At 45.9% G+C, this 24,767-nt stretch carries 23 protein-coding genes; 20 read left to right on the top strand and 3 right to left on the bottom strand.

Annotated features, from left to right (window positions below; translation table 11 throughout):
- Positions 1-161 precede the first annotated feature (161 nt).
- Positions 162-695, bottom strand: coding sequence for a DinB family protein (locus JUB15_RS22880; RefSeq protein WP_207514974.1), 534 nt, complete (start codon positions 693-695; stop codon positions 162-164).
- Between the two features lie 153 nt (positions 696-848).
- Here JUB15_RS22880 and JUB15_RS22875 point away from each other — a divergent pair, with 153 nt between their 5' ends.
- The 19 genes from JUB15_RS22875 to JUB15_RS22785 all read left to right on the top strand — a co-directional run bounded on the left by JUB15_RS22875 (position 849) and on the right by JUB15_RS22785 (position 22,159).
- On the top strand, positions 849-1,577 hold the full coding sequence (locus tag JUB15_RS22875; protein ID WP_207514973.1) for a hypothetical protein: 729 nt from the start codon (positions 849-851) through the stop codon (positions 1,575-1,577).
- 544 nt (positions 1,578-2,121) lie between these two features.
- On the top strand, positions 2,122-3,258 hold the full coding sequence (locus tag JUB15_RS22870; RefSeq protein WP_207514972.1) for a mannose-1-phosphate guanylyltransferase: 1,137 nt from the start codon (positions 2,122-2,124) through the stop codon (positions 3,256-3,258).
- A 251-nt stretch (positions 3,259-3,509) separates the two neighbouring features.
- Positions 3,510-4,328 (top strand): polysaccharide biosynthesis/export family protein, encoded by an 819-nt coding sequence (locus JUB15_RS22865; protein WP_207514971.1) that lies wholly within the window; start codon positions 3,510-3,512, stop codon positions 4,326-4,328.
- 10 nt (positions 4,329-4,338) lie between these two features.
- On the top strand, positions 4,339-6,765 hold the full coding sequence (locus JUB15_RS22860) for a GumC family protein (RefSeq protein WP_207514970.1): 2,427 nt from the start codon (positions 4,339-4,341) through the stop codon (positions 6,763-6,765).
- A gap of 193 nt (positions 6,766-6,958) precedes the next feature.
- Positions 6,959-7,504, top strand: a complete 546-nt coding sequence (locus tag JUB15_RS22855) for a UpxY family transcription antiterminator (protein WP_207514969.1) — start codon at positions 6,959-6,961, stop codon at positions 7,502-7,504.
- Positions 7,488-8,444: a GDP-L-fucose synthase gene (gene fcl, locus JUB15_RS22850; RefSeq protein ID WP_207514968.1), complete on the top strand. Its 957-nt coding sequence runs from the start codon at positions 7,488-7,490 to the stop codon at positions 8,442-8,444. Before JUB15_RS22855 ends, fcl begins: the two co-directional genes overlap by 17 nt.
- A gap of 63 nt (positions 8,445-8,507) precedes the next feature.
- Positions 8,508-9,605: a GDP-mannose 4,6-dehydratase gene (gene gmd / locus JUB15_RS22845; RefSeq protein ID WP_207514967.1), complete on the top strand. Its 1,098-nt coding sequence runs from the start codon at positions 8,508-8,510 to the stop codon at positions 9,603-9,605.
- 61 nt (positions 9,606-9,666) lie between these two features.
- Positions 9,667-10,989: an O-antigen ligase family protein gene (locus JUB15_RS22840; RefSeq protein ID WP_207514966.1), complete on the top strand. Its 1,323-nt coding sequence runs from the start codon at positions 9,667-9,669 to the stop codon at positions 10,987-10,989.
- Positions 10,952-12,418 (top strand): lipopolysaccharide biosynthesis protein, encoded by a 1,467-nt coding sequence (locus JUB15_RS22835; RefSeq protein WP_207514965.1) that lies wholly within the window; start codon positions 10,952-10,954, stop codon positions 12,416-12,418. Before JUB15_RS22840 ends, JUB15_RS22835 begins: the two co-directional genes overlap by 38 nt.
- On the top strand, positions 12,415-13,581 hold the full coding sequence (locus JUB15_RS22830) for a glycosyltransferase family 4 protein (protein ID WP_207514964.1): 1,167 nt from the start codon (positions 12,415-12,417) through the stop codon (positions 13,579-13,581). Before JUB15_RS22835 ends, JUB15_RS22830 begins: the two co-directional genes overlap by 4 nt.
- A 91-nt stretch (positions 13,582-13,672) precedes the next feature.
- Positions 13,673-14,197, top strand: coding sequence for a serine acetyltransferase (locus tag JUB15_RS22825; protein WP_207514963.1), 525 nt, complete (start codon positions 13,673-13,675; stop codon positions 14,195-14,197).
- 92 nt (positions 14,198-14,289) lie between these two features.
- Positions 14,290-15,522: a glycosyltransferase family 4 protein gene (locus tag JUB15_RS22820; RefSeq protein ID WP_207514962.1), complete on the top strand. Its 1,233-nt coding sequence runs from the start codon at positions 14,290-14,292 to the stop codon at positions 15,520-15,522.
- On the top strand, positions 15,522-16,613 hold the full coding sequence (locus JUB15_RS22815) for a glycosyltransferase family 4 protein (protein WP_207514961.1): 1,092 nt from the start codon (positions 15,522-15,524) through the stop codon (positions 16,611-16,613). The genes JUB15_RS22820 and JUB15_RS22815 overlap by 1 nt, the downstream gene beginning before the upstream one ends.
- Before the next feature lie 59 nt (positions 16,614-16,672).
- A complete protein-coding gene (locus tag JUB15_RS22810; RefSeq protein ID WP_207514960.1) occupies positions 16,673-17,230 on the top strand; it encodes an acyltransferase in 558 nt (185 codons plus the stop codon).
- 26 nt (positions 17,231-17,256) lie between these two features.
- Positions 17,257-18,021, top strand: coding sequence for a WecB/TagA/CpsF family glycosyltransferase (locus tag JUB15_RS22805; RefSeq protein WP_207514959.1), 765 nt, complete (start codon positions 17,257-17,259; stop codon positions 18,019-18,021).
- Between the two features lie 163 nt (positions 18,022-18,184).
- Positions 18,185-19,576 carry an undecaprenyl-phosphate glucose phosphotransferase gene (locus JUB15_RS22800; RefSeq protein ID WP_207514958.1) on the top strand — a complete coding sequence of 464 codons (1,392 nt, stop codon included), beginning with the start codon at positions 18,185-18,187 and terminating at the stop codon, positions 19,574-19,576.
- Positions 19,566-19,958: a VanZ family protein gene (locus JUB15_RS22795; protein WP_207514957.1), complete on the top strand. Its 393-nt coding sequence runs from the start codon at positions 19,566-19,568 to the stop codon at positions 19,956-19,958. Before JUB15_RS22800 ends, JUB15_RS22795 begins: the two co-directional genes overlap by 11 nt.
- Positions 19,959-20,131: 173 nt before the next feature.
- Positions 20,132-21,238 (top strand): glycosyltransferase family 4 protein, encoded by a 1,107-nt coding sequence (locus tag JUB15_RS22790; RefSeq protein ID WP_207514956.1) that lies wholly within the window; start codon positions 20,132-20,134, stop codon positions 21,236-21,238.
- Between the two features lie 66 nt (positions 21,239-21,304).
- The gene (locus JUB15_RS22785; RefSeq protein ID WP_207514955.1) at positions 21,305-22,159 is read left to right on the top strand and encodes a fumarylacetoacetate hydrolase family protein; all 855 of its coding nucleotides are present in this window, start codon (positions 21,305-21,307) and stop codon (positions 22,157-22,159) included.
- Here JUB15_RS22785 and JUB15_RS22780 read toward each other — a convergent pair.
- Together JUB15_RS22780 and JUB15_RS22775 are read right to left on the bottom strand one after the other, a co-directional pair.
- Positions 22,156-22,578 (bottom strand): DoxX family protein, encoded by a 423-nt coding sequence (locus JUB15_RS22780; protein WP_207514954.1) that lies wholly within the window; start codon positions 22,576-22,578, stop codon positions 22,156-22,158. The two genes, JUB15_RS22785 and JUB15_RS22780, sit on opposite strands and share 4 nt — an antisense overlap.
- 91 nt (positions 22,579-22,669) lie before the next feature.
- A complete protein-coding gene (locus JUB15_RS22775; RefSeq protein ID WP_207514953.1) occupies positions 22,670-23,251 on the bottom strand; it encodes a Crp/Fnr family transcriptional regulator in 582 nt (193 codons plus the stop codon).
- 184 nt (positions 23,252-23,435) lie between these two features.
- Between JUB15_RS22775 and JUB15_RS22770 the strand changes: the two genes are divergently transcribed.
- Positions 23,436-24,737 carry a BNR repeat-containing protein gene (locus JUB15_RS22770; RefSeq protein WP_207514952.1) on the top strand — a complete coding sequence of 434 codons (1,302 nt, stop codon included), beginning with the start codon at positions 23,436-23,438 and terminating at the stop codon, positions 24,735-24,737.
- Positions 24,738-24,767 lie beyond the last annotated feature (30 nt).

The raw sequence follows: 24,767 nt of genomic DNA, 5'->3' as shown, positions 1-24,767 counted from the left end.
TTGTGGAAACAAATGTAATCAATAGGCAGTTCACAATAAACAATTGGCAAATTGCTCCCGAAATGGCAGTCCATCTTCCCCGGTGTCAAGCAATTCAGTAGGCAAGCTATTTATCGGTAGTTGTGAATTTCGAGCCCTGCAACCTGGAACCCGGTAACACCTTAAAAATCCTTCCCATCCACATTATATAAATTGTAGTCCGTCATAGGCGCATCGGTAAAACCAAGCTGGCGGCCGATGGTTATTATCTGTCCGCGGTGATAAGTACTGTGATTGGCAACATGCATGATGTATTCGAAGTTCGGGAAATCGCTCTGGAACCAGGGGCTCACGATCAGGGTGCGGTCCTCGATCATTTCGTCTGTCATGCTATTGGTATAAGCGGCCAGCTCGCCAGCTGTTTTCAACAAAGCAGCAAATAGTTCCTGCACGGTTCCGGTAAATTCATCAAAAGTTTGGGGCGGATCTTTTCTGATAATAGTCAGCCAGTAGCGTTCGGTTTGCCAGATATGTTGCAATGTAAGGCGGATGCTCGGAAAGCTGGAAGCCACTTCCTGCTCCAGCGTTGCTGCTGGTTTGGTCTTTAACCAGCTAACCAGTGTGCTGTTTGCCCAATAATTGTAATTCGCATAGTTTTTCATTAAGTAACCAATAGCGGTTGCTGTTGCTGCTGCAGTGATGTTGTTAGTAGCCATGATCGTTGTTTTTAATTGTTATTACAAAGAAAAGCATGGCCAGTGACAACAGTATGTCAGCAGGAGATCGGCAAACCGCAAACGGCAAAACCGCCCCTTTTATATTCAAAATATCCTTATTATCTTGGGGCCTTATACATTAATCTGATATCGATGAAATCCATCGCATTGGCGTTTATTGCCTTAGCTGTGTTTTCCGGGAAAAGCTTTTGTCAGTCTGCCCAGGCGCAGCAATTTGGAGAAGACATTAAATCATGGCTCAGCCAGGGCGAACACAAGGTAGACGTTATGAGTATTAAAAATAGCGTAACGGCCCGACAGACAGAGCTCTCCAACAAAGTAAGGAAGGCCATGCAGGAAAACGCAGCCTGGATCCGCGACTCACTGGCACATGTTACCGACTCTACCGTCATTTACGCAAAATTTGGCTTAACAAAGGAAGAATTTAATGAATACCTGCTCGGCGGGGAAACCAAACCTGCGCATGAGCTGGTAAAAACAGGCGATGAAACGCTGGTCATCAAACGGAAAAGAAATTCCCTCACCTTCAAAGGCACCGGCCGGTTAAGTGCACTCGATTCGCTCACTTATAACCTGGTCCTGAATGAGCCACTCTATAATGGAAAGGAACTCGATTTCAGTAATGAATCCGGCGCAGCGGACAGCAACAATCCATTTAAAACACCCTGGAAAGGTTATCATTACACGTATGAGGACTATGGCGACATCCTGAATGATGATGCCAAAAACCTGACAGCAACCACGATCAGTTTTGATATCGGCCGGCTGGAGACCGGTAAAACAATTATTATGTTCATGCTCATGAAATTCGTCAATGGAAAAATGATCCAGAATGCCATTGCCATCGGCATGTTTGAGTAACTATTAACCATAACATAACGATCGTTAATAATATCGGTCTTTCTGCAAACTTCACGCTATTTTAGATCAACTGATGGAAAATAACATGAGGTTTGAGTATTTTATTACCCAATCTTGATGATTTTGGTCAGTAAACTGCATGAATTTTTGCTAAATGCATATTAGCAATAATGTTGATAACTTCTTTTTATCCACCGGTAATGCCCGCCAAATGCAGTCCTGTACTGCATAGATCATCATCTGAATGAATCGATACCATTTTTTGAGGCATGTGGAATTGATCCCAAGTGAGTCCACATTTTTATTTAAGGCCTTGTATTTGCATAAGGCAATGGGGTTCCAAACAAATGATAATGTCCCATTTACAATTAATAGCCATGCAAGGAGGATTGAGTACTAAACTCTATTAGACGTGGGTGCGATGCATGGGTTGCTTCAGAGCGTATTCAGGCTATTTCCGATTTAATAAAACAACGATTGCTACTAACAGCACAAGCAGGATCTGTTTGTTAGTGCAACTTTTTGCTGAAACAAAATAAAACGTATGCAACGATCAACTTATGTGGTAATTATGGCTGGCGGTATTGGTTCAAGATTTTGGCCGGTAAGCAGAACGGATTATCCCAAACAATTCCTTGATATATTGGGTACTGGAGAAACACTGATCCAGCAAACTTTCAAGCGCTTCGACAAATTAGCGCCCATTGAAAATATTTATGTAGTTACTTCTACAGATTATGCAGGCATAGTAGAAAAGCAACTGCCTTTGTTGCCAAAGGAAAATATCTTAACCGAACCCGACAGAAAGAATACAGGTCCCTGCATCGCTTATGCATCCTTCAAGATCCTGCAAAAGGATTTCAATGCATCGATCATAGTAGCGCCTGCCGATCATCTCATTCTCGATCAACAGGAGTTTGAGAACGTGTGTACCAGGGCCCTGCAATTTGTAGAAAAGCATGATGCATTGCTTACATTAGGCATCAAGCCTACTTATCCCAATACGGGGTATGGATATATACAATTCGACAAAAGCGCAATTAACGACGGCGTTCATAAAGTGATCACTTTCACCGAGAAGCCAAATGCAGAGCGTGCTGCCCAGTTTCTAAGCAGTGGGGAATACCTGTGGAACTCGGGAATTTTTGTGTGGAAGGCCAGATCGATCATAAGTTCAATTGAAAAATATCTTACCGATCTGTATCAATTGTTTAAAGAGAAAGAAACTTGGCTTGGAACAAGTTTTGAGAGATTAATGATCGCCGATATATATGCGGTGTGTGAAAATGTATCAATTGATGTGGGGGTAATGGAAAAAGCCACGAATGTTTTTATAATACCTGCTACATTCCGGTGGAGCGATCTTGGAACATGGAACAGCGCCTGGGAGAATATGGGAAAAGATGTGCGCGATAATGCAGTGGCCGGTAACAGTGTAATGGTTATTGACACAACACAATGCGTGGTACATGCTTCAGATGAAAAGCTGGTCGTATTGCAGGGGCTTCAGAATTACATAGTCGTGGATACTTCAGACGTACTGTTGATCTGTCAGAAAGAAAAAGAACAGGATATAAAGAATTATGTAAGTGAAGTGAAAAAAACAAAGGGCGAGCGGTATTTATATTCTGTTAATAACAAATTAAAAACAAGTCCTGTAGGTGTTGAACGTGTTTATTAAATAGCCTTTGCTTGTAAGCTGAAAATCATTTCAAAATGGACAATAATTTAAAACTGGCACATAAAATGTATAAAGTGAGCCCGATAAATGTGCAAGCTTTTTGATATAGGACCCCCGAAATCCTGAACGATCTATTGCTTGCTTATCAAAAACACCTCTTTCCCTGGTTTGTACCTGATTTGACAGGATATGATTATCCGTAGTGTAGCGTAATTAAAAAATAGCTTATCAAGCAAATTTAAAATTCAATTATGGGTTATAGGATAAACATGGCATTGCCACGTATATGGCAGGCCCTGAAAACTTATTGTGTTTTACTGATTTTGTTAGCTGGTGTATCCTGTGTTAATACGAAGAAGGCAGTTTATTTTTCAGACCAGAAGAATGGATCTTTTGCAGCGCCGGTCGTTCCGAAACTGGTGATACAGCCTAACGACCTCCTGAGTATTTCAGTGAGCAGTTTGAATCCCGAAGCTTCGGCTGTTTTCAATCAGGCAAATAACAACAATGCGCCCGGCGGTGCAGGCACATCAACCACAACTACAACCGCAGCCACCGGTTTTCTCGTGGATGGCAATGGCAATATTCAATTTCCCTTTTTAGGCCAGGTAAAAGCGGCCGGATTGACCAAGGAAGAACTAAAAGATCATCTGACCAAGACATTGCTCGATAAAAAACTGTTGGTAGACCCGATTATAACAGTTCGCTTCCTGAATTTTAAAGTAACTGTATTAGGCGAGGTGGCGCACCCCACGGTAGTGACGGTGCCCAGCGAAAGGATCTCTTTACTTGAGGCCATTGGACTCGCAGGAGACCTTACCATTTACGCCAAACGCGATAATGTGCTGGTGATCCGCGATGAGGATGGCCAGAAGGTTACGCACCGGTTAAATCTGAATTCCACAGAGTTGTTCAAATCCCCATACTTCTATTTAAAATCAAATGATGTAGTGTATGTGGAGCCAAATAAATCGAAGGTAGCCAGTACAGGGCGTGCGCAGCTTTGGTTACCGATTGTTTTCAGCGCTTTATCACTGGGTGTAATTGTAGTCGATCGTTTAACTAGATAAAATATATTTTATGCAGGTAACACACAAAAACGGACTGGAAATGGAGAGTAAGGAAACCAGTTTTAGCCAACTATGGAACCGGTATGCTTCAAATTGGCCGTGGTTTGTATTGCTGTTGTTGCTCGCAATAGGAGCGGCATGCGTGTACATGCGATATGCCATTCCAAAGTACGAATCCACAGCGCGGTTATTAATTAAAGATGAGAAAAAAGGAGTGGAGGACTCCAAAGGACTGGAATCCCTGAACCTGATATCGACGAAAAAGATCTTGGAAAATGAAATGGAAGTATTGCAATCCCGTACACTGGTAAAGGAAGTCGTAAATAACCTGAAGTTATACGCTCCCGTATATGAAGAACGGAAGATCAATACATGGTTGGAGCACAATAAATGGTTATCCGCTAACGCCGTTTCCAACTGGTTTAGCAAAAAAGGTTTTACGCCCGGCGGACTGCCAGCTTATACCACTTCACCGGTTGTTGTGAAAGTGCAAAGTCCCGACAGCTTGCGCGAAGTAAAAAAAGTACCTTTTACCTATGCCAGGTATGAAAAGAAAGTGATCATTGGCATAGATAGTTTTCCCATTAACGAATGGGTAGCTACCCCCTACGGTACCCTGCAATTTGTACCGAACGACCGGTTGAAAGATACCGCTTATGTGCCCGGCGGACAGTTCTATTTTTCCCTGATGGAACCCAAAAAAGCCATTGCAGACATTCAGAACCGCCTGGTCATTGCATCGGCCAGTAAATTGTCTTCAATCCTGAATCTTTCCATTCGCGATGAAGTGCCTGAAAGGGGCGAAGATATCCTGAATGAATTGTTATCCGCTTACAATATCGCGATGCTGAAAGACAAGAATACCCTGGCCGCCAATACGCTGCGGTTTGTGGAAGACAGGTTGAACCACGTATCGCGCGATCTGAGCAACATAGAGAACAGGATCGAAAGATATAAATCAGAACAGGAAGCGGTTAATGTGAGTGAGCAGGGTAAATTGTTCCTGGAAAATGTAAGCGCCAATGACCAGAAGCTGAGCGAAATTGATATGAAGATCGCTGTGCTGAACCAGGTAGAGAATTACGTAAAGCAAAAAGACAATAAGAGCAGCATTGCTCCTTCTACCTTAGGCGTTACTGATCCCGTATTATCGAACCTGCTCGATAAATTATATGAGCTGGAGCTGGAGTACGAGAAGAAGAAAGCCACAACGGCCGAGAACAACCCATTGCTGGCGTCTGTGGCCGATCAGATAAACCGGATAAAACCGGGTATCCTGGAGAATATCCAGAACCAGCGGCAGAGCCTGGAAGCCAGTAAATCGAACCTGGCCAGCACCAACAGCTCTTATACCTCCGTATTACAAACGATTCCCAAAAAAGAGCGTGACCTGATAGAGATAAGCCGTCAGCAAAGCACCATGCAAAGCATTTATGAGTTTTTGCTGCAAAAGAAGGAAGAGACCGCACTTTCCTATGCAGCCAATGTGTCTGACAGCCGCGTGGTTGATAAAGCATCCTCTACCGTAGCACCCGTAACGCCAAAAACGCCGATTGTATTCGCCATTGCTGTTATTACAGCCCTGGCTGCAGGCATCGTTTGGATAACACTGAAAGAACTGTTCAATAAGAGAATAATGTATCGCCACGATATCGAGCGGCTGACCGCACATCCTGTGATCGCAGAAATTTCCCAGGACAAAACAAAGAACCCGATCGTGATCGGTGGTGCCAACAGCCGCACGTTTGTGGCAGAGCAGTTCCGCAAACTGCGGGTGGCCTTGAATTACCTGGGCATCAATACCACGCATAAAAAAGTGCTGGTTACCTCTGGGATCTCCGGGGAAGGTAAGAGCTTTATCGCTACCAACCTGGCATTGAGTATGGCCATGACCGGTAAAAAAGTTGTGTTGCTCGAAATGGACCTGCACAGCCCGGCCATCAGCGAATACCTGAATCTGCGGTCAGATGTTGGTATCTCCAGTTACTTGTTAGGTACCCGTGAGCCGGAAGAGATCATTAAACGCAGTGAGGTAAACGATAATTTATTCTTTGTACCGGCAGGGCCATTGTCGGGCAATCCAACAGAACTCTTAACCAGCAACCGCCTGCCCGAACTGCTGAATTACCTAGATGGCATCTTTGATTATATCGTCATCGATACAGCACCGGTTGGTCCGGTAACAGATGGTTACATCATATCGCCATTATGCGATGCCACCTTATATGTTATCAGGCACCGGCATACGCCAAAAGTGCTGGTAGAGCAGCTTGATAAGAACAGCAAGGTGAATATCCTGAAGAATATGGGCATTGTATTCAATGGTATTCGTCCGCGTGGATTTGGTAAACATCATTACGGGTATGGATACGGTTATGGCGATGGTTATGCCTATAAAGAGAACAGAAAGAAAAAGACATCATTCAAACCGGTTTAGATAGGATAGGGTCTTCCGCCCAACGGCGGAGGACCACTCTGAAACCGCACGTAATATCGAGGTGCGTTGCCCGCTGACAGCGGGCGGCCACCTTCCCTAAAAACCCAAAGTACATATTGAAAATGAATTGCCAGTTACAGGGTCTGTAACTGAGTTGGGCGGAGCCTGTTTAATTCAAACTTAAAAGAAGCATATGGATACGAATAAGAAATGGTATGCCGTGTATACGCGGCCGCGCTGGGAAAAGAAGGTAGCCGATCTGCTGACAAGAAAGCACATTGAGAACTATTGTCCTTTGAATAAAGTGGTTCGTCAATGGGCCGATAGAAAGAAACTTGTATTAGAGCCTTTATTTACATCCTATGTTTTTGTGCATGCGACCCCGCAGGAGCACCTGGCCATCAGGCAAACCGATGGTATTTTGAATTTTGTTTACTGGCTGGGTCAGCCTGCCGTTATTCGCGATGAAGAGATCGAGGCGGTGAAACAATTTCTGGATGAATATCAAAATGTTTCGCTGGAAAAGATAAATGTAAACATGAAAGACCGGGTTAGAATATCGAGCGGTCCGTTGATAGCACAGGAGGGAGATGTGATAGAAGTGAGAAGTAAAACGGTGAAAGTACAGCTTCCGTCCCTGGGTTACGCAATGATAGCCGAAGTAGAAAAGACCAACGTAGAGGTAATCCCTATCGCTTCTTACACCAATAACTATTTTTATAATGCACTTTTCAGATAAGATCTATGTAGCTGGCCACCGGGGGATGGTTGGCAGTGCCATCATCAGAAAATTGACTGCAGCCGGTTATACGAACCTGGTCACCCGCAGCTCCCGGGAGCTGGATCTGCGCGATCAGCAAGCCGTGGCCGATTTCTTTGAAACGGAACAACCGGATTATGTATTCCTGGCAGCCGCTAAAGTAGGCGGCATTGTAGCCAATAATACCTGGCGCGCCGATTTTCTGTACGACAACCTGATGATCGAAGCCAACATCATTCACCAGGCTTATGTAGCCAATGTGAAGAAGCTGCTGTTCCTCGGTTCCTCCTGCATCTATCCTAAAATGGCGCCGCAGCCATTGAAAGAAGAATATTTATTGTCGGGGTATCTCGAGCAGACCAATGAACCGTATGCGATCGCAAAGATTGCCGGGATCAAATTGTGCGAAGCGTACCGCGACCAGCATGGCTGCAATTTTATTTCGGCCATGCCTACCAACCTGTATGGCTACAATGACAACTATGATCTGCAAAGCAGTCACGTGCTGCCCGCATTGATCAGAAAATTTCATGAAGCCAAAGAACGGAATGAACCTCAGGTAGTGATCTGGGGCACCGGATCGCCTTTACGTGAGTTTATGCATGCCGACGATCTGGCCGATGCCTCTATATTCCTGATGAAAAATTATAATGATAAAGCGACGATAAATGTGGGTGTGGGCGAAGATATCAGCATTATACAGCTCGCTGAAATGATCAGAGAAATGGTGGGTTTTGAAGGCCGCATTGTGCTGGATGCAACCCGGCCCGACGGTACACCCCGCAAGATCCTTGATGTAAGCAAACTGCATAGGCTCGGATGGCGGCATAAGATCTCGTTACGCGAAGGCTTGCGCCAGGTATATGCAGATTTTGTAGAAAAGCGGGCTAATGAAATGCAGGAGTCCATTCACCATTGACCATTCACCATTGACCATTCACCATTCACCATTGACCATTCACCATTCACCAAAAAACAAAACATGAAAACAGCACTTATAACCGGTGTTAACGGCCAGGACGGCGCCTACCTTGCAGAGCTCTTATTAGAGAAAGGATATATGGTACATGGTATTAAAAGGCGTTCATCGTTGATCAATACCCATCGTATCGATCACCTGTACCAGGATCCGCATGAAAAAGACGTACGCTTTCGCCTGCATTATGGCGATATGACCGACAGCACCAATCTTATTCGGATCATCCAGGAAACACAGCCTGATGAAATATATAATCTGGCGGCTATGAGCCACGTAAAAGTGAGCTTTGATACGCCTGAATATACGGCCAACGCCGATGGCATTGGCACCCTGCGCCTGCTCGAAGCGATCAGGATCCTGGGGCTTGAGAAAAAGACCCGCATTTACCAGGCTTCCACTTCTGAATTGTATGGACTGGTGCAGGAAGTACCGCAAAAAGAAACAACGCCCTTCTATCCGCGCAGTCCATACGCCGTAGCGAAATTATACGCTTACTGGATCACGGTCAACTACCGCGAAGCGTATGGCATGTACGCCTGCAACGGCATTCTGTTCAACCATGAAAGTCCCCTGCGTGGTGAAACTTTTGTGACCCGTAAAATAACCCGCGCCGTGGCTGCCATTGCCCTGGGCCTTCAGGATTGTTTATACCTGGGTAACCTCAATGCACAGCGCGACTGGGGCCATGCCAGGGATTATGTAGAAGCAATGTGGCGGATCCTGCAACAGGAAACACCTGAAGATTTTGTTATTGCCACCGGCATTACAACCGAAGTACGTGAGTTTGTAAGAATGGCCTTTGCCGAGCTGGGCGTCGTGATCGAATTCCGCGGCGAAGGCGTAAATGAGCGTGGTTATGTTTCTGCCTGCAACAATCCCGCTTATCAACTGGAGCTGGGCAGGCAGGTAGTGTCTGTTGACCCTGAATATTTCCGGCCTACGGAAGTGGAGTTATTGATTGGCGATGCAACGAAAGCAAAAACAAAACTGGCATGGGAGCCGAAATACGATCTGCCTATGCTGGTGAAGGAAATGGTAGAAAGCGATGTAAAAGAATTTGAAAAGGCCGGTAAAGTGCAATTTGAACATTTGATCAGCTGATAGGGAGAACCGTGTCACGGTTTTATTCCGTGGCACGCTTTCCCGGTTCAAAATAAAATATATGAAATCACTGATGGTGGTTTTAACCGCCGCAGCTCTTGTAATATTCATTGTATTATTACTATCAAGCAGGCATCCCCGGCGTACATACCTGTTATTCATGTTGTACGCCATGCCTGTGATAGATCTGAAGGTTACGCCCTGGCAGTTTGGTAGCTTAAGTTTGTTCGACGCATGCTCCTATGCCATGCTTTTCTTACGGTATAAAGACTTCCTCAGCGTGTATAAACCCAACCGTTATTATTTTGGTGGGTTTTGTACGTTGATCTTCCTGTTATTACTGGGCAGCCTCACCTCATCGTTCATCACCAATTCGCTGTTGACCATTCTATCGGTCTTTCCGGTGTTCATTTATGCCAGGCTGTTGATGGTGGAATGTATGCAGAACAATAACTTCTTACCTAAAATGGTGAAGGGGCTGCAGCTGGCGTGTTTGATCTCTATGGCCTTCCTGGCTGTACAGCTGGTGGTAGGGCTTGAATTCCGGTTTTATCCGGAGTTGAATCAGAATACGCTTGACAGCAACGGTATCCGGTACCCCAGTTATTTCCACGATTCACAGAAGTATGCACAGTTCCTGGCCATGCTGAGCTTTTTGTTCCTGATCAACTATAAGAACATTCAGCGGCCAAACCTCAGGAACCTGGTACTGTTTTTGTCAGTGGCGGTAGCCATGTTCTTAACCGGTGGCCGGTCGGCCTTCCTGGGATTGAGCGCCGGTGTTTTCTTCCTGTTGTTATTTGCCGGCGCGCAATATAAAAAATACATTATCGCAGGCTGTCTGGCCGGCGGTTTGGTGATCGCGTTCTTTTCACAATCGCTGATCATGTTTAACCGCAAAGACGATTTCAATAATTCCTTTGATTTCAGGGCGGCCATCTGGCAGGAGGCCTACGACATTTATAAAGCCCATCCGTTCTTAGGCATAGGCATTGGCAATTACAAGGATTATGTATCCAAATTTTCGCAGGACCAATACCTGATCCTTGAAGATGAGATCGTATTCCTGGACCAGCCCGAGAATGGGTATTTGAAAATACTGACCGAGTTTGGCGCCCCCGGTTTCATCGTGGTGTTTGCCCTGATCCTTGGCGCTGTTGTGGGCGCTGTGCGCGCCTGGATAAAAAAACAGGCCAACGGACTTGTGCTATTGTTTATAGCACCCATCATCAGCTGGCTGGTGTCCTTTGTATCGCTGTATTCCATTACCGATAGAAGGAACCTGATCGTGCTGGTATGCTTTTGTTCACTCCTGATCTATTTATCGAATCGCTCAAAAATTGTTGATGAAGAACCTGTTTCAGCATACGGTGAACCTGTTTAAGTCGCGGTTAATAAAAAACAGTTTCTGGGGCATTGCAGCCAATGGTCTGCAAAGTGTTCTGGTAAGTTTGTTTTTTGTGATCGTAGCACGTAAATACGCCACCAGTGAATTTGCTTTTTTCTTAATTGCCAATACCATTTATCAGTTCCTGGCTGCTTTTTCAACCCTGGGGCTGGGCCAATGGTTCACGCGTGAACTTGTTGATGCCACAGACAAACAGGAACTGGTGAGCCGCTTCATTAAGATACAATTGTACAGTGGCCTTTTCTTTTATGTGTGCAGCATAGGCGTTGCTTTTCTCCTGTACCAGGATGCCACTTTGCAATACCTGATCATATTGCTGGGCGTTAATATCATTTTCGACAATATCATTTATGCCATCAAGGCGTTGAATGTAGCAGAGTTCAATCAGAACAAGACATTCATCATATTGATCATCGATTCCATACTGAAATTTGCAATCGGTTGCCTGCTATTCCTTTTTCCTTTTTCGATCATGACCATGGCCATACTGCTGATCGCGGTACGGTTTGTCACGCTGAACTTTTTCCTGGCCTTTGGTTCCTCCCGCACAATGAGCATGCGAACTTTATGGAACTATCCGCTGGCCTGGAGTGAAGTGAAAAAGATCGTCTTTGCCAACTGGCCGTTTATCATCATCGGCAGTGTTTCCATTGCTTACTGGCGCATTTCAAACATCATCATTTCAAAAACACTGCCTTTAACCGATGTGGCGCATTTCGAGATCTCCTTCCGCGTGTTCGCCATTGCACAGATCCTGCCACTGATCGTTTCCATGTCGGTTTTCCCGGCGCTGGTGCAACAGTTCAAAACGGGCAGTATACAGGATTTCCGGAACTACTTCAGTAAAGTGTTCAATTACTATTTACTGTTTGGTTTATTTACCTACACCTTTATTTACTCTTTTGCCGACACCCTGATCCCCTGGGCGTTCGGAAGCACCTATATCGAAACAGGTACTTACACCAAACAGATGTTCCTGACGATCCTGATCTTCCCCACAGCCCTGTTGCAGGCTAATGTACTCGTGGCAATGAATATGGAACGGGCCGATATGTGGTTCAACGTAGCCAGTTTGATCCTGAACGTGGTCTTCTGTTTCGTTGGATTCTTGTTCGCGAAAGATCTTACGACCGTTAACCTGGCCATATTTTTCTCTTTCCTTGTATTTCATATTTGCCAGGATGTGCTGTTGATCCGGAAGGGAATGGCGTCTGTGGGGCATGTGATAAAGTTCTATGTACTGACCGCTTTTCTGGCCGGAACCTATGTTCTGTTATCATACAAATTCCCTCCTGTAGCCCTGTTTACAGGCTACTGGTTATTGCTGGCATTGGCATTTATAAAACTGCCCATGGCTAATTTCCAGTTATCTGCCAATCGCAAACCCGAAAATAGTTTACCATGACAGTCGTGTATTACATGCAGGTTGCCTTTTTGGATATTTCTATTGAATTGATCAATGTATTGAAGAAGCATGTGCAGTTACATGTGTTGATTGAATTGACCCCTCATGGCAAGAATATGACCATCCTGGAGATCGATCGTTTTCCCGAAGGAAAAGCGCTGGTGAAACCGGAGGAGATCCTGACCAAACAAAGCTATGAGAACCTGAAATCTTATTTCAACGGAACCGAAAGTGTACATTTTGTGATCCATCCGCACCGCACCGGTTTTTCGTATAGCACTTTGCAGATCTCATTCGACGTATGGAAATTCATCAGGCGGTTTAAACCTGATATTATTCATTTTGAGACCGTCAGTTTACGGGCGATCGGCATGTTGCTCTTCCTGAAGGCGTTTAAGAATGTATGTATCACGATACATGATCCGGTGCCACATACCGGCGAAAACAGCTGGAAGATCAGTTTGCCCCGCACTTTCTTCTTCAATATGCCGGTAAAAAAGAAATACCTGTTTTACTCGCGTTTTGCCAGGAAGCAGTTTGAAGATCATTATAAGAAACACAATAAGCAAACGGCCTTATTGCAAATGAGCCCCTATTCGTATTTGAAGAAGGTGGTGAAAACAGCAGAGGCCGAGAAGAAACATATTCTATTCTTTGGCCGGTTATCGCCTTACAAAGGGATCGATGATCTGTTACAGGCCATGCCGGAAGTGTTCAGGGAATTCCCCAATGAAAGATTGATCATTGCCGGCAAACGATATCCGGGCTTTGATATTAACGAGCGTATCATACAGGCGTATAAGAACAATATAACGCTGATGGAAAAACATATTCCCAATGATGAGCTGGCTACATTGATACAGGAGGCAAAGTTTATTGTATGTCCGTATAAAGACGCCACGCAAAGCGGGGTATTAATGACGGCCTTTGGACTGAACACGCCGGTAATTGCCACCAGTGTAGGCTCTTTTCCTGAGTTTATCAGCCATAACGTTAACGGACTGCTGGTTCCACCCAATGATCCGGTAAATCTGGCCGAAGGCATGCGATTTGCATTGCGCAATGAGCATTACAAAACGTTGGCGCAAAACATCAATAGCAACAAGGTTGAGGAGATGTGGGACAGGAATACGGAGATCTTGTTGCATGCGTATGCTTCTTAAACGTTGAACGCTTGCCCGTCCATAGCTTCAGCGAAGGCGGGCTAAACGCAAAACGCTAAACGCGATCACCCTTCACCATAACCATCATAAAATGAATTTCTTTTCATTTATCCTTCAGGACTGGAACGCCAATCACGACAGTGCAAAAGGGCGTGTGATCATGCTGTTGTTCAGGATCGCCAATTTCTGCACTACGCGTAAAATGTATTATTACCTCGGCTTTCCCTACCGCATCTTTTACAAGATCCTGGTAGAATGGATATTCTGCATCGAGATTCCCTGGAATGCCCGCATCGGCAAGGGCCTGCGCATCTATCACGGCCAGGGCCTGGTGCTGAACAGCCAGGTAGTGATTGGCAATAACTGCACCCTTCGCCATTGCACTACTATCGGTAATAAACAACGGCCGAACGGCGTACTCACGGGCTCACCGGTCATCGGTGATTATGTGGAAGTAGGAAGTAATACCTGTATCATCGGCGATATCACCATTGGCGATCACGTTACTATTGGTTGTGGTTCCGTGGTCACCAAGAGCATGCCTGCCAATGCAGTGGTGGTGGGCAACCCCGCTGCACCGATAAAACCCCGCCTCCAGGCGGTGGAAGTGGCATAAAGAGGTACGAAGTACGAAGTAGGAGGTTTTGAGTGCTTCCCAATCTCAGGTATGCAAAACTTTGCCTTTACCCGTAAGCAACAATATATCTAATGAAGAAAGTCTTATTAAGTGCATATGCCTGCTCACCCATCAGAGGAAGTGAGCCAGGTAACGGATGGAGCTGGGCGCTTAACCTGGCCCTGCAGGGATATGAAGTGTGGTGCCTCACCAATGTAGAAGACAAAGAGGCAACGGAAAAAGAGCTTGAGCGGTTAGCGATACCTAATCTGCACATTGTTTGTGTTGAACTGGCCTTCAACCTCGACAAAATGTTGTTGAACACTTCTTCGAAGACCATTTACCTGCATTATTACTTATGGCGTAAGAAAGCAGCCCGTGTTGCTATGCAAATGCATAAGGAAAAACGTTTCGACGTAGCCCATCACGTTACCTTTGGCAGCTTTCAGCAGGGGACATTCTTATGGAAGTTAAAAGACACCAGGATCATTTTCGGTCCGGTAGGGGGCGGGCAGGAAGCATTGCCTGCTTTTAAAGAATATTTTGGACCGGCCTGGAAAATTGAACGGATCCGAAGTTTGATCTCGAACCTGAGCATCAGGTTCAGCGCTAACCTGAAGAATACGGTTTCCCGTTCAGATCATATCCTGGTAACCAACCAGGACACTGCCGATATTGTACAAAGGCTCCGCAGAGCGCCCCGCAACAATATACACCTGGTGCTCGACAATGCGATACCATTATCCATGCAGAACCTGCAGTACATTGAACGTAAGCCCGGCAAAACGTTAAACCTGTTATGGGTAGGCCGCATGTTGCCACGCAAGGGGTTGAACCTCATTCTGCATGCATTATCATTAGTACCCAAAGAAGTTGATTACACCTTCACGATAGTTGGCGGCGGCGAATTATATCCTCATTTACAGGGCTGGATAGATCAATATGGCCTTGACCCCAAGCGCCTGCGCATCCTGGGACAAATTCCCTTTAATGAAGTGGTGCATCACTATGAACAGGCTGATGTGTTTATTTTCTGCTCACTGCGTGATTCCTGTCCGGCCCAGTTGAACGAGGCCATGGCCTTTGGCCTGCCGGTGATCACGCTGGATATTCACGGTTCTGCCCTTGCCGTAAGCAATGAATGCGGCATTAAGATAAAACCCACAACGAAAGAAAAGACAGCGCAGGATATTGCGCGGGCAGTGACCACGATGTATAAAGATCCTGAATTAAGAAAACAATATTCCCGGAATGCATACAACTATGCCAAGGGAAATACCTGGGAACGGAAAGTGAATTTAATAACCTCTCAATTCTACAATTAATGGCGCATCGGATTTTGGTGGGCGTGCCACCCAAACACCATGTTCTTTTATCGCGTGACGAGATCGACGGGTTTACCGATCTGGGGTACACCTGTAAACCGGTTTCGTATGGCCGAAATGATTCATCTGCCGGCAAGCTGAATAAATTATGGGGCGTTGTGGCAAAGGCATTTAATATCGTAAAAGAGCTGTATGCCTTTGCGCCGGATATTTTGTACCTGAATTCGCGGTTTGAACCGGTAGGAACTACCAGGGATTTCATTACCGTATTGATCATTAAATTATTTTACTTCCGTAGGGTAAAAATTGTGATCAAGACCCATGGATCAGATATATCGATCCTCGAAAGCCGGTCCTTCTTTTACCGTAACGTAGTGATCCCCTTCTTGAGAAAGCATGTAGATGCCTGGTTCTTTTTGTCGAGCGAAGAGAAAGAGCTGGTGCGCCAGTATGATCCCGGGCTGGCACGAAAAATATTTATCACTGCTAATATCGTTGACCCCGGCCGTTCTGTGGCTTCCGTTGAGTTCCGGGAAAAATATGCGCTCGATGAGAACAAGTTCAAAATATTGTTCGTGGGCCGCATCGTAAAAGAGAAAGGCGTATTCAGTTTGTTGCGAAGCATACCGATGCTTTCCTGCAGGGAAGACTGCCAGGTGGTGTTTGTAGGTGATGGTCCGGATATGGAAAAATTAAGGAAAGAGGCAGAAGCATTAAAGGTCATGAAGTATGTTCGGTTTGCGGGATTTATTCCCGATCACGAATGCGATCATTTTTATGCCAATGCCGACATTCTGGCATTCCCCACTTTTTTCAACGAAGGCTTTCCGATGGCGCTGTTCAAATCGGTAGCCGCGGGTTTACCGGTGATCACTACCCGCATCAGGGCCGCCAAGGATCATTTAACATCGCCCGACAATGCCTTATGGGTAGAAGGCGAGTCACCGGAAAGTGTTGCCTCAGCCATAGAGACATTATACAATGATCATACATTAAGAAAGACCATGTCGGCTAATAACCGGCAGATAGCCATGAAATTCACCCGCCGGCAGGTATGTGCCGGCATGCATGAGGTCATGATGGCCATTTAATTATTCCTGGCCAACCGCCGTCAACTGCTTACATACTATAACCCCTGAAAATAATCAATATGTTCATCCTAAATGCAATCAGGCAAATAAGAGATCTTTTGCTGGTCAAAGTTCTGTACAGACGTTACAGCATAGCGGAAGGATTTCATGCCGGTTTACGTGTACGCATTTGGGGCAGAGACAAAGTAGTGATAGGGCGTAATTTTTATATTGGCAGGGATTCCTTTATAGAAGCGGATGTGGTCATTGGTGATAATGTGATGTTTGGTAACCGTGTAGCCATTGTAGGGCGGTACGATCATCACTACCAGCTGCCCGGAGTGCCTATCCGGTTGGCGCCGCAGATCCGTGATCCTAAATACAACTGGAAGGGTGTGGGGTTGATCACCATTATTGAAGACGATGTGTGGATCGGTTATGGATCAACTGTCATGGGTGGCATTACAATTGGTGAGGGAAGTATTATTGGCGCAGGATCACTGGTAACAAAAGATGTAGAACCTTATTCCATTTATGCAGGCGTGCCTGCCCGCAAAATAAGAGGCCGCTTCGATAATGACGTAGACCTGCAAACGCACCTAAAACTGGTTAAGTCCAAATATTACGGCAAACTCTAAAATTCATTCCCTAAAATACTTCAGGTATGGAACGGAAAAGTATTATCAACTTCGGTATTACAACAGGCAATTATTCATCTTTCGTCAATAACATTCTTACGATGGCGCACCAGAAGGAATCGGCTAATGTATGTGTTGCCAACGTACATATGTTCATTGAAGCATACAAGGATCAGTCGTTTAACAATATCATTAACAATGCCACCATGGTAACGCCGGATGGCAAACCGTTGACCTGGGTACTGCAGTATGTGTATGGTATTAAACAGGACAGAGTAGCCGGTATGGACCTGTTACCCGACCTGTTGCAGCAAATGATGCTGAGGCGGCTGCCGGCTTTCTTCTATGGCGGTACGCCGGCTTTACTGGAAAAAACCGAGAATTACCTGAAGTATGCATTTCCCGATCTACCCATTGCAGGTATGTACAGTCCGCCGTTCAGGCCGGCCACCAAAGAAGAAGAAGAACAGCTGGTTGAAAAGATCAATAACTCAGGAGCAGCGGTAGTGCTGGTGATACTTGGTTGTCCCAAACAGGAGAAATGGATGGCTTCCATGAAGGGAAGGATCAAAGCGGTAATGATCGGAGTAGGCGGGGCGCTGCCCGTTATGGTGGGTATGCAGAAACGAGCCCCGGCCTGGCTGCAGCACATGGGGCTGGAGTGGCTGTACCGCCTGATGCAGGAGCCACGGCGTTTGTTCCGCAGGTATGTTATCACCAATTCATTGTTTATTTACCTGTTCTTCAAGAAGATCTTCATGGTGAAGAAGGTGGGTAAGTTGACGAGCTAATCAGTTGACTAGCTGATAAAGTTGATATAGGTAACAAGTTATTAATTGAATGAGTTAATGTGAGCGAGCAGGAGCGGTCCGTTTGATTGACCATTGACCATTCACCATTGACCATTGACCATTGCCCATTGACCATTCACCATTGACTACAAAATGAGAGTGTATGAATAGCAGATTTTTGCGCCATTTGCAGCTGACTTTGCTGGCTATGGACCTGATGGCAATTAACCTGGTGTTCTTTACAGCCCGGTTCTTTTTTCAACGGGAAATGCTGATAGAAGCCTACATTGAATACACTTACTTCGGTATTTATTTGACAGTTGCCTGGCTGGTAGTTGCTTTCTCAGGCAATGTGTACCATGAGCGGAATATTTTTTCATTTGAATTGTTTGCAGGGCGCTCAACGCGTGCATTCCTGTATTTTCTGCTCATGATTTGCGGCTTTCTGTTCTTCTCCCATTTCTTTATTATCTCGCGTTTATTTATTGCCACCATCATTTGTGGCATTCCGTTACTGCTGGCCTGTAACCGGTTTTTATACCTGGCCGTATATCATTATTTTAAAAAGAAAGATTTCTTTTCGCATAAAGTAGTTGTGCTGGGATATAACGATCTGTCGCGCAAGCTGGTCGATTACCTCGAAGAAGACGGCGTAAATAAAGAGGTGATCGGTTATTGCGAAGAAGTCGAAAATATTCATGAGCTGTCACGGTATCCTATCCTGGGCAATATCAACGGTGCACTGGATGTTTGTAAACGCTATGGGGCTACAGAGATCTACTCTACCATAGTGCCCGAACAGAACCCGGGTATTTACCGGCTGATCCAGAAAGCTGATCAGAATTGCATTCGGTTCAGGATAGTGCCTGATATCGGCGCGCTCGTGAAACGCCAGGTGTTTATCGATTACCTGAACGAGATACCTGTGCTTTCGCTGCGTAAAGAACCGCTGGATGACCTCGGCAACAAGATCAAGAAACGCCTGTTCGATATTATAGTGAGCTCGCTGGTGACGGTGTTCATTCTTTCCTGGCTGATCCCGTTGATCGGACTGCTCATCAAGCTGGAATCAAAAGGTCCCATCTTTTTCCGGCAGCAACGCAGCGGGCAGGATAATAAAAGCTTCTGGTGCCTGAAGTTCAGAAGCATGAAGGTGAACGATAATGCAAACACCTTACAGGCTACCCGCAATGACGCCCGTATCACAAAACTGGGACAGTTCCTCCGGCGCACCAGTCTCGATGAGTTTCCGCAATTCCTGAATGTACTGATGGGCGATATGAGTATCGTGGGACCGCGTCCGCATATGCTGAAACATACCGATGATTATTCAAAGATCATCGATGAATATATGATCCGCCAGTTTTTAAAACCTGGCATTACCGGTTGGGCGCAGGTGAATGGGTTCAGGGGTGAAACAAAAACCCTCGACCAGATGAAGAAGCGTGTTGAATATGACCTGTGGTATATGGAGAACTGGAATATGTGGCTGGACATTAAAATTATTTTCCTGACGGTATTTAACACATTAAAAGGCGAAGAAAATGCATTCTAAGACAAACGTGACCAAAGTGAGTAAGTACAGAGTGGAAGGGGTTGGTAAAATAGTATTGTTTGTCGCCCTGCTGCTTGTTACCGGTATATTTTGTGGATGGCCAAATTTTCACCCGGCAAGTTTTTTCAGCAACGGTTATCACTGGTGGCTTGATATGATCTTTCATGGCGGTTATTATTTCGTGATCACCATCTTCCTTTATATATTGTTCTGCAAAGGCCGCTATAAAGGTGTTTTCTGGATTGCCGTTTTATTATCATCGTACCTTTTTGAAATCCTTCAATCCTTTGTACCCGGCAGATCTGTTTCCGTGCTTGACATGACCAGTAATTTCCTGGGCATATCCCTGGCTACATTGATCTGCGCCCTGGTTTACAGATAATTTGTTTTTGTTGACGATACCCGTATTTCATTTCTACGATTGCTGCCGAACCAAAACTGACTTTTTCCTTTCCTAACCGACCACCTACACAGTTTTTGTTTCATTAATTCCCTGATAATTTCATGTAACCTGATTAATGGACAAGTACTTTAATGAAAAAAACAATTATCTGAATGATGAAACCACGGATCCTGTTCATAGTGCAGCTTCCGCCGCCCATTCACGGAGTAACTGTTATGAACCAGTATACGGTTGATAACCCGGGTTGGAAAGCAAAGTATGACGTAAAGACCTTACCACTACATTTTGGCCAGACACTGGATGACATTGGAAAAATTACACCGTCGAAGATGGTTCATCTGGTGGGTTTTATTTTCAGGTTATGCCGTACTCTCATCACTTTTAAGCCATCCATGGTATATTTTACGATCGTACCAACCGGAAAGATATTTTACCGGGATGCGCTGTTCACTGCCCTGATCAAATTGTTTTGCCGCCGCATCATTTTTCATTTGCACAAGAAAGGTATTGAGGAAATGGCAGCCGGCTCAAGGTACAAGCGATGGTTATTGCGCAAAACCTTTAAGGGCATAAGAGTGATCTGCCTGTCTGAAAAGCTCACAGCGGATATCCGTACGATATACGAGCCGAAGCCATTTGTTCTTCCCAATGGCATTGAGATCATGAATAAACGCATTGTTGAGCACAACGATGCCGCGCCCAGGATCCTGTATCTCTCCAATCTGGTAATAGGCAAAGGAATAGAGGTTTTTTTACAAAGCCTCGTAGAACTGCATAAGCAGGGTTGCCACTTTCACGCAAGGGTAGTTGGGGCGCCGGTTGATTATAGTATCGAGCAGGCCAAAGCATTTTGTGCCGCAGGCGGCATTGCGCATCTCGTTGATGTGGTAGGTCCGCGATTTGGCGCCGATAAATTCGCAGAACTCGAAATGGCCGACATTTTTGTGCTGCCTTCCTTTTCAGAATGCGTTCCATTATCCATACTGGAAGCCATGCAGTTCGGGGTACCGGTAGTGGCTACCTGTGTAGGCGGTATCCCCGATATTCTGCAGGATGGCGTAAACGGCCTGCTGGTTCCGCCAGGCAGTGTAAAGGACCTCACTGCCCGCCTGAAACAGTTATTGTCAGATAAAAGAACCCGGTTACAAATGGGGTATAGCGCCCGGGAACGGTTTATGCAGAAATATACCCTGTCGAAGTTCTATGATGGGTTGACCGGTATCTTTGAACAGGTATTATATGATAAGAAAGGGAAATAAGAAAGCTATGCTTCATCGGTGAGATTCATTATTTTAGTGTCGGGGAATAAAATACCTGACATTACCATGAAGCTATACAAAACAGGCAAAGGAATATTGTTACAGTTCAAAGAAGAGTATTACGTGTTACAGCACGATTGGGATCAACTGATCAACCGGGATAACCTGTACGCTTTTTTGCTGGAAGAATATTTGAATGGAAAAAAAATTACCACTGAGCAGGCCGAAGAATGGCACCGTGAATATTTACTGCCGCCTATTGGTTCGCAGGAAGTGTGGGCTGCAGGTGTTACTTATCTGCGAAGCCGGGACGCCCGCATGGAAGAGTCGAAAGACACAGGCGGCGCCGACTGTTATTCGCGGGTGTATGAAGCAGAGCGTCCCGAATTATTTTTTAAGGCATTGCCCCACCGCGTATCGGGCCACCAGCAAACCGTTTACATTCGAAAAGACTCCAGTTGGAATGTGCCCGAGCCGGAACTGGCATTGTACATTAACGCCGCCGGTGTTATTCAGGGATATACCATTGGGAACGATATGAGCTCGAGAAGTATCGAGGGTGAAAATCCGCTGTATCTTCCGCAGGCTAAAGTATACGAAAAAAGCGCCGGGCTGGGACCTTGCCTGTTTGTTCCTGAACGGCCCATCGATGCCGAGACCGGTATATACATGACCATCCATCGCAATGAAGCAAAAATGTATGAGGGCAGTACGACCATCAGCCGCATGAAGCGCAAACTGCCGGAGCTGGTATCTTACCTCTATCGCGAATGTGATTTTGCCACTGGTTGTTTCCTGATGACCGGTACCTGCCTGGTGCCCCCGGCAGATTTTACTTTACAACCGCGCGACCGCGTTACGATCAGCATTGATGGCATTGGTACGCTCGTGAATTTTATAGATGTGAAGGGAGGCTATTAACGCAAACAGAAATACCAGATCCACGCCATATATACGGGTTGAAAGAATAACCGGGATATATTGTAAAAATCAGGTTTTACGGTGGATACATATATATTGGCAGGGAATACGGCTACCAGTAATAACAGCAACCCGTAAGCTGCCAGGGTACGTGTACTGTTGAAAAGCAGAAGAATGCCTAACACGATCTCCGCAGCGCCGCTGATATAGTTCATGGCGTTGCGGTACGGCCATTGCGGCGGTATCATGGCTACCAGCTTCTCGGGTTTTACAAAATGACTGATGCCTACCAGCACAAACATAGCCGTAAGGGCAAACGCGCCTTTGTCGCTTAATGTGGGTAACCAGGCGCCACCAGAAATCAGGCTGATCAGAAAAGCGATGCCAAAAAAAGCTATAAGTCCGGTCATGAATGCCATACAACAAAAGTTTATGCATACAAAATTGGCAACAGCTGTTGACAATACCATTAACCAGCGGCAACAAGCATCGCTGTTTAATTAACCTGGGTTAACGTTTTTGCGCCAGTTTATTTCGTATGCGGCTGAGGCTGGGTGCCCGAATGCCCAGGTAAGAAGCAATATAATGTTGCGGCAGGCGTTCGAGGATGTGGGGCTGGGTCTCCAACAATTCAAGATATCTTTCTTCGGCCGTTTTCAATAACAGTGATTTGTACGAGTTCATGGCCACCAGGTACACATATTCTGCAATGAGGCGGCCGAAACGTTCGTACTGCGCGCCCATCTTATACAATTGCTGCATGTTGTTATAGGATAAACAAAACACCTCACTATCTTCCAGCGCTTCTACAGTATTGGCGGCCGGTTTTTGGGTAAGAAAACTTTCATAATCGCCGATCCACTGACCTTCAAACATAAAATGACCGGTCTGTTCCCGCTCCCGGTAAGTAAAATACAATCTGAACGCTCCTTTGTACACCACAGCCATATCGCGGGCCACCTGGCCTTCTTTTACAAACAGATCATGTTTGGCAAGGGTGCGGTGTTCGAGTTTGCTCATAAAAAATGCCATTCCCTCCTCGGTGATCGAGGGCATGATTTTTAACAGTGATTGTTTAATGATGGAAAACATGTTGCAATTTACCAAGTTTCATGCGACCAGGACCTGTAAGGTCAGCCACGGGGAGCGCTTGCCGGTTCAAAGGAGTAGCCTGGATGAACAAAATAGCGAGGATTAAACGTTGAGGCTTTGCCATCTGCCGTTTCCCGTTCCCGTTTCCCGTCTGCCGTTTCCCAAATCCTCCTTATCTTGGTGAATGCAAAAATTCATCACCGCCTTCCTGCTGATCCTGAGCGGTACAACGATTGCCCAAACGAAAGTACGCATCACAACAGCCGGCAAAGGCTGGGCCGCCAATTCGGTCAATGCCGTTATTTTCCGCCATAATTCCCTCACCAGTTTTAACAATACCCAATACATAGCCTATTACGATTCCGCCCGGCGGCTGGTGATCGGAAAACGTTTGATCGGTTCTAACCGATGGACCCTGCAAACCACACCCTATACCGGCAATGCCACCGATGCGCACAATACCATCAGCATTATTACTGACGGCGAGGGTTATTTGCATATCTCGTGGGATCACCATAACAATGAATTGCGGTATGCGCGCAGCATAAGCCCCGGGTCTTTGGAACTGACCGGTAAGCTGCCGATGACCGGCAGCCGGGAGAATAAAGTCACGTATCCGGAGTTTTACCGCCTGCCCAATGGCAACCTGTTGTTCCTGTACCGCGATGGCGGCAGCGGCAATGGCAACCTGATGCTGAACCATTATGACATCAAAACGAAACAATGGAGCCAACTGCAGAACGGCTGGATCAATGGCGAAGGCCAGCGCAGCCCCTACTGGCAGATGGCAATCGATAAAGCAGGCACAATTCATATCTCATGGGTATGGCGCGAAAGTCCTGATGTAGCATCCAATCACGACCTGATGTATGCCCGTTCAAAAGATGGAGGCCGCACCTGGGAGAAAAGTACCGGAGCGCAATATACCTTGCCCATTACAGCAGCTACGGCAGAATATGCCTGGCGGATCCCGCAGAACAGCGAACTGATCAATTCCACTTCTATGAGCACCGACGATGCCGGTAATCCATATATCGCAACTTACTGGCGGGATCCGGCCAGTACCGTTCCGCAGTACCGGCTGGTGTATCATGACGGACAGCAATGGCGCACCCGGCAAATATCGCAACGTACCACGCCTTTTTCATTATCGGGCGGCGGCACCAAACGTATTCCTATATCGCGCCCCCAGATACTTATAGCAAATAAAAAGGGCAGGGTGTTGGGCGTGCTGGTATACCGGGATATCGAGCGCAACGAAAAAGCGAGTGTGGCCTATTGTAATGATCTCAGGCAGGGAAAATGGCAGGTGAAAGACCTCAGTGCAGCAACGGTTGGATTATGGGAGCCCAGTTATGATAAAGAGATCTGGCGGAAACATAACGTATTGCATTTATTCCTGGAACGCGTGGAGCAGGGCGATGGAGAAACCACCAGGGCCATCCCGCCCCAGCCGGTGCAGGTACTGGAATGGAAGATCAATTAGCTAATTAGCTAATTTGATAATGTGATAATC

Source organism: Longitalea luteola (assembly GCF_017356035.1).
In the GTDB taxonomy this organism is placed as follows: domain Bacteria; phylum Bacteroidota; class Bacteroidia; order Chitinophagales; family Chitinophagaceae; genus Niastella; species Niastella luteola.
This window is presented reverse-complemented; position numbering and strand designations above follow the sequence as displayed.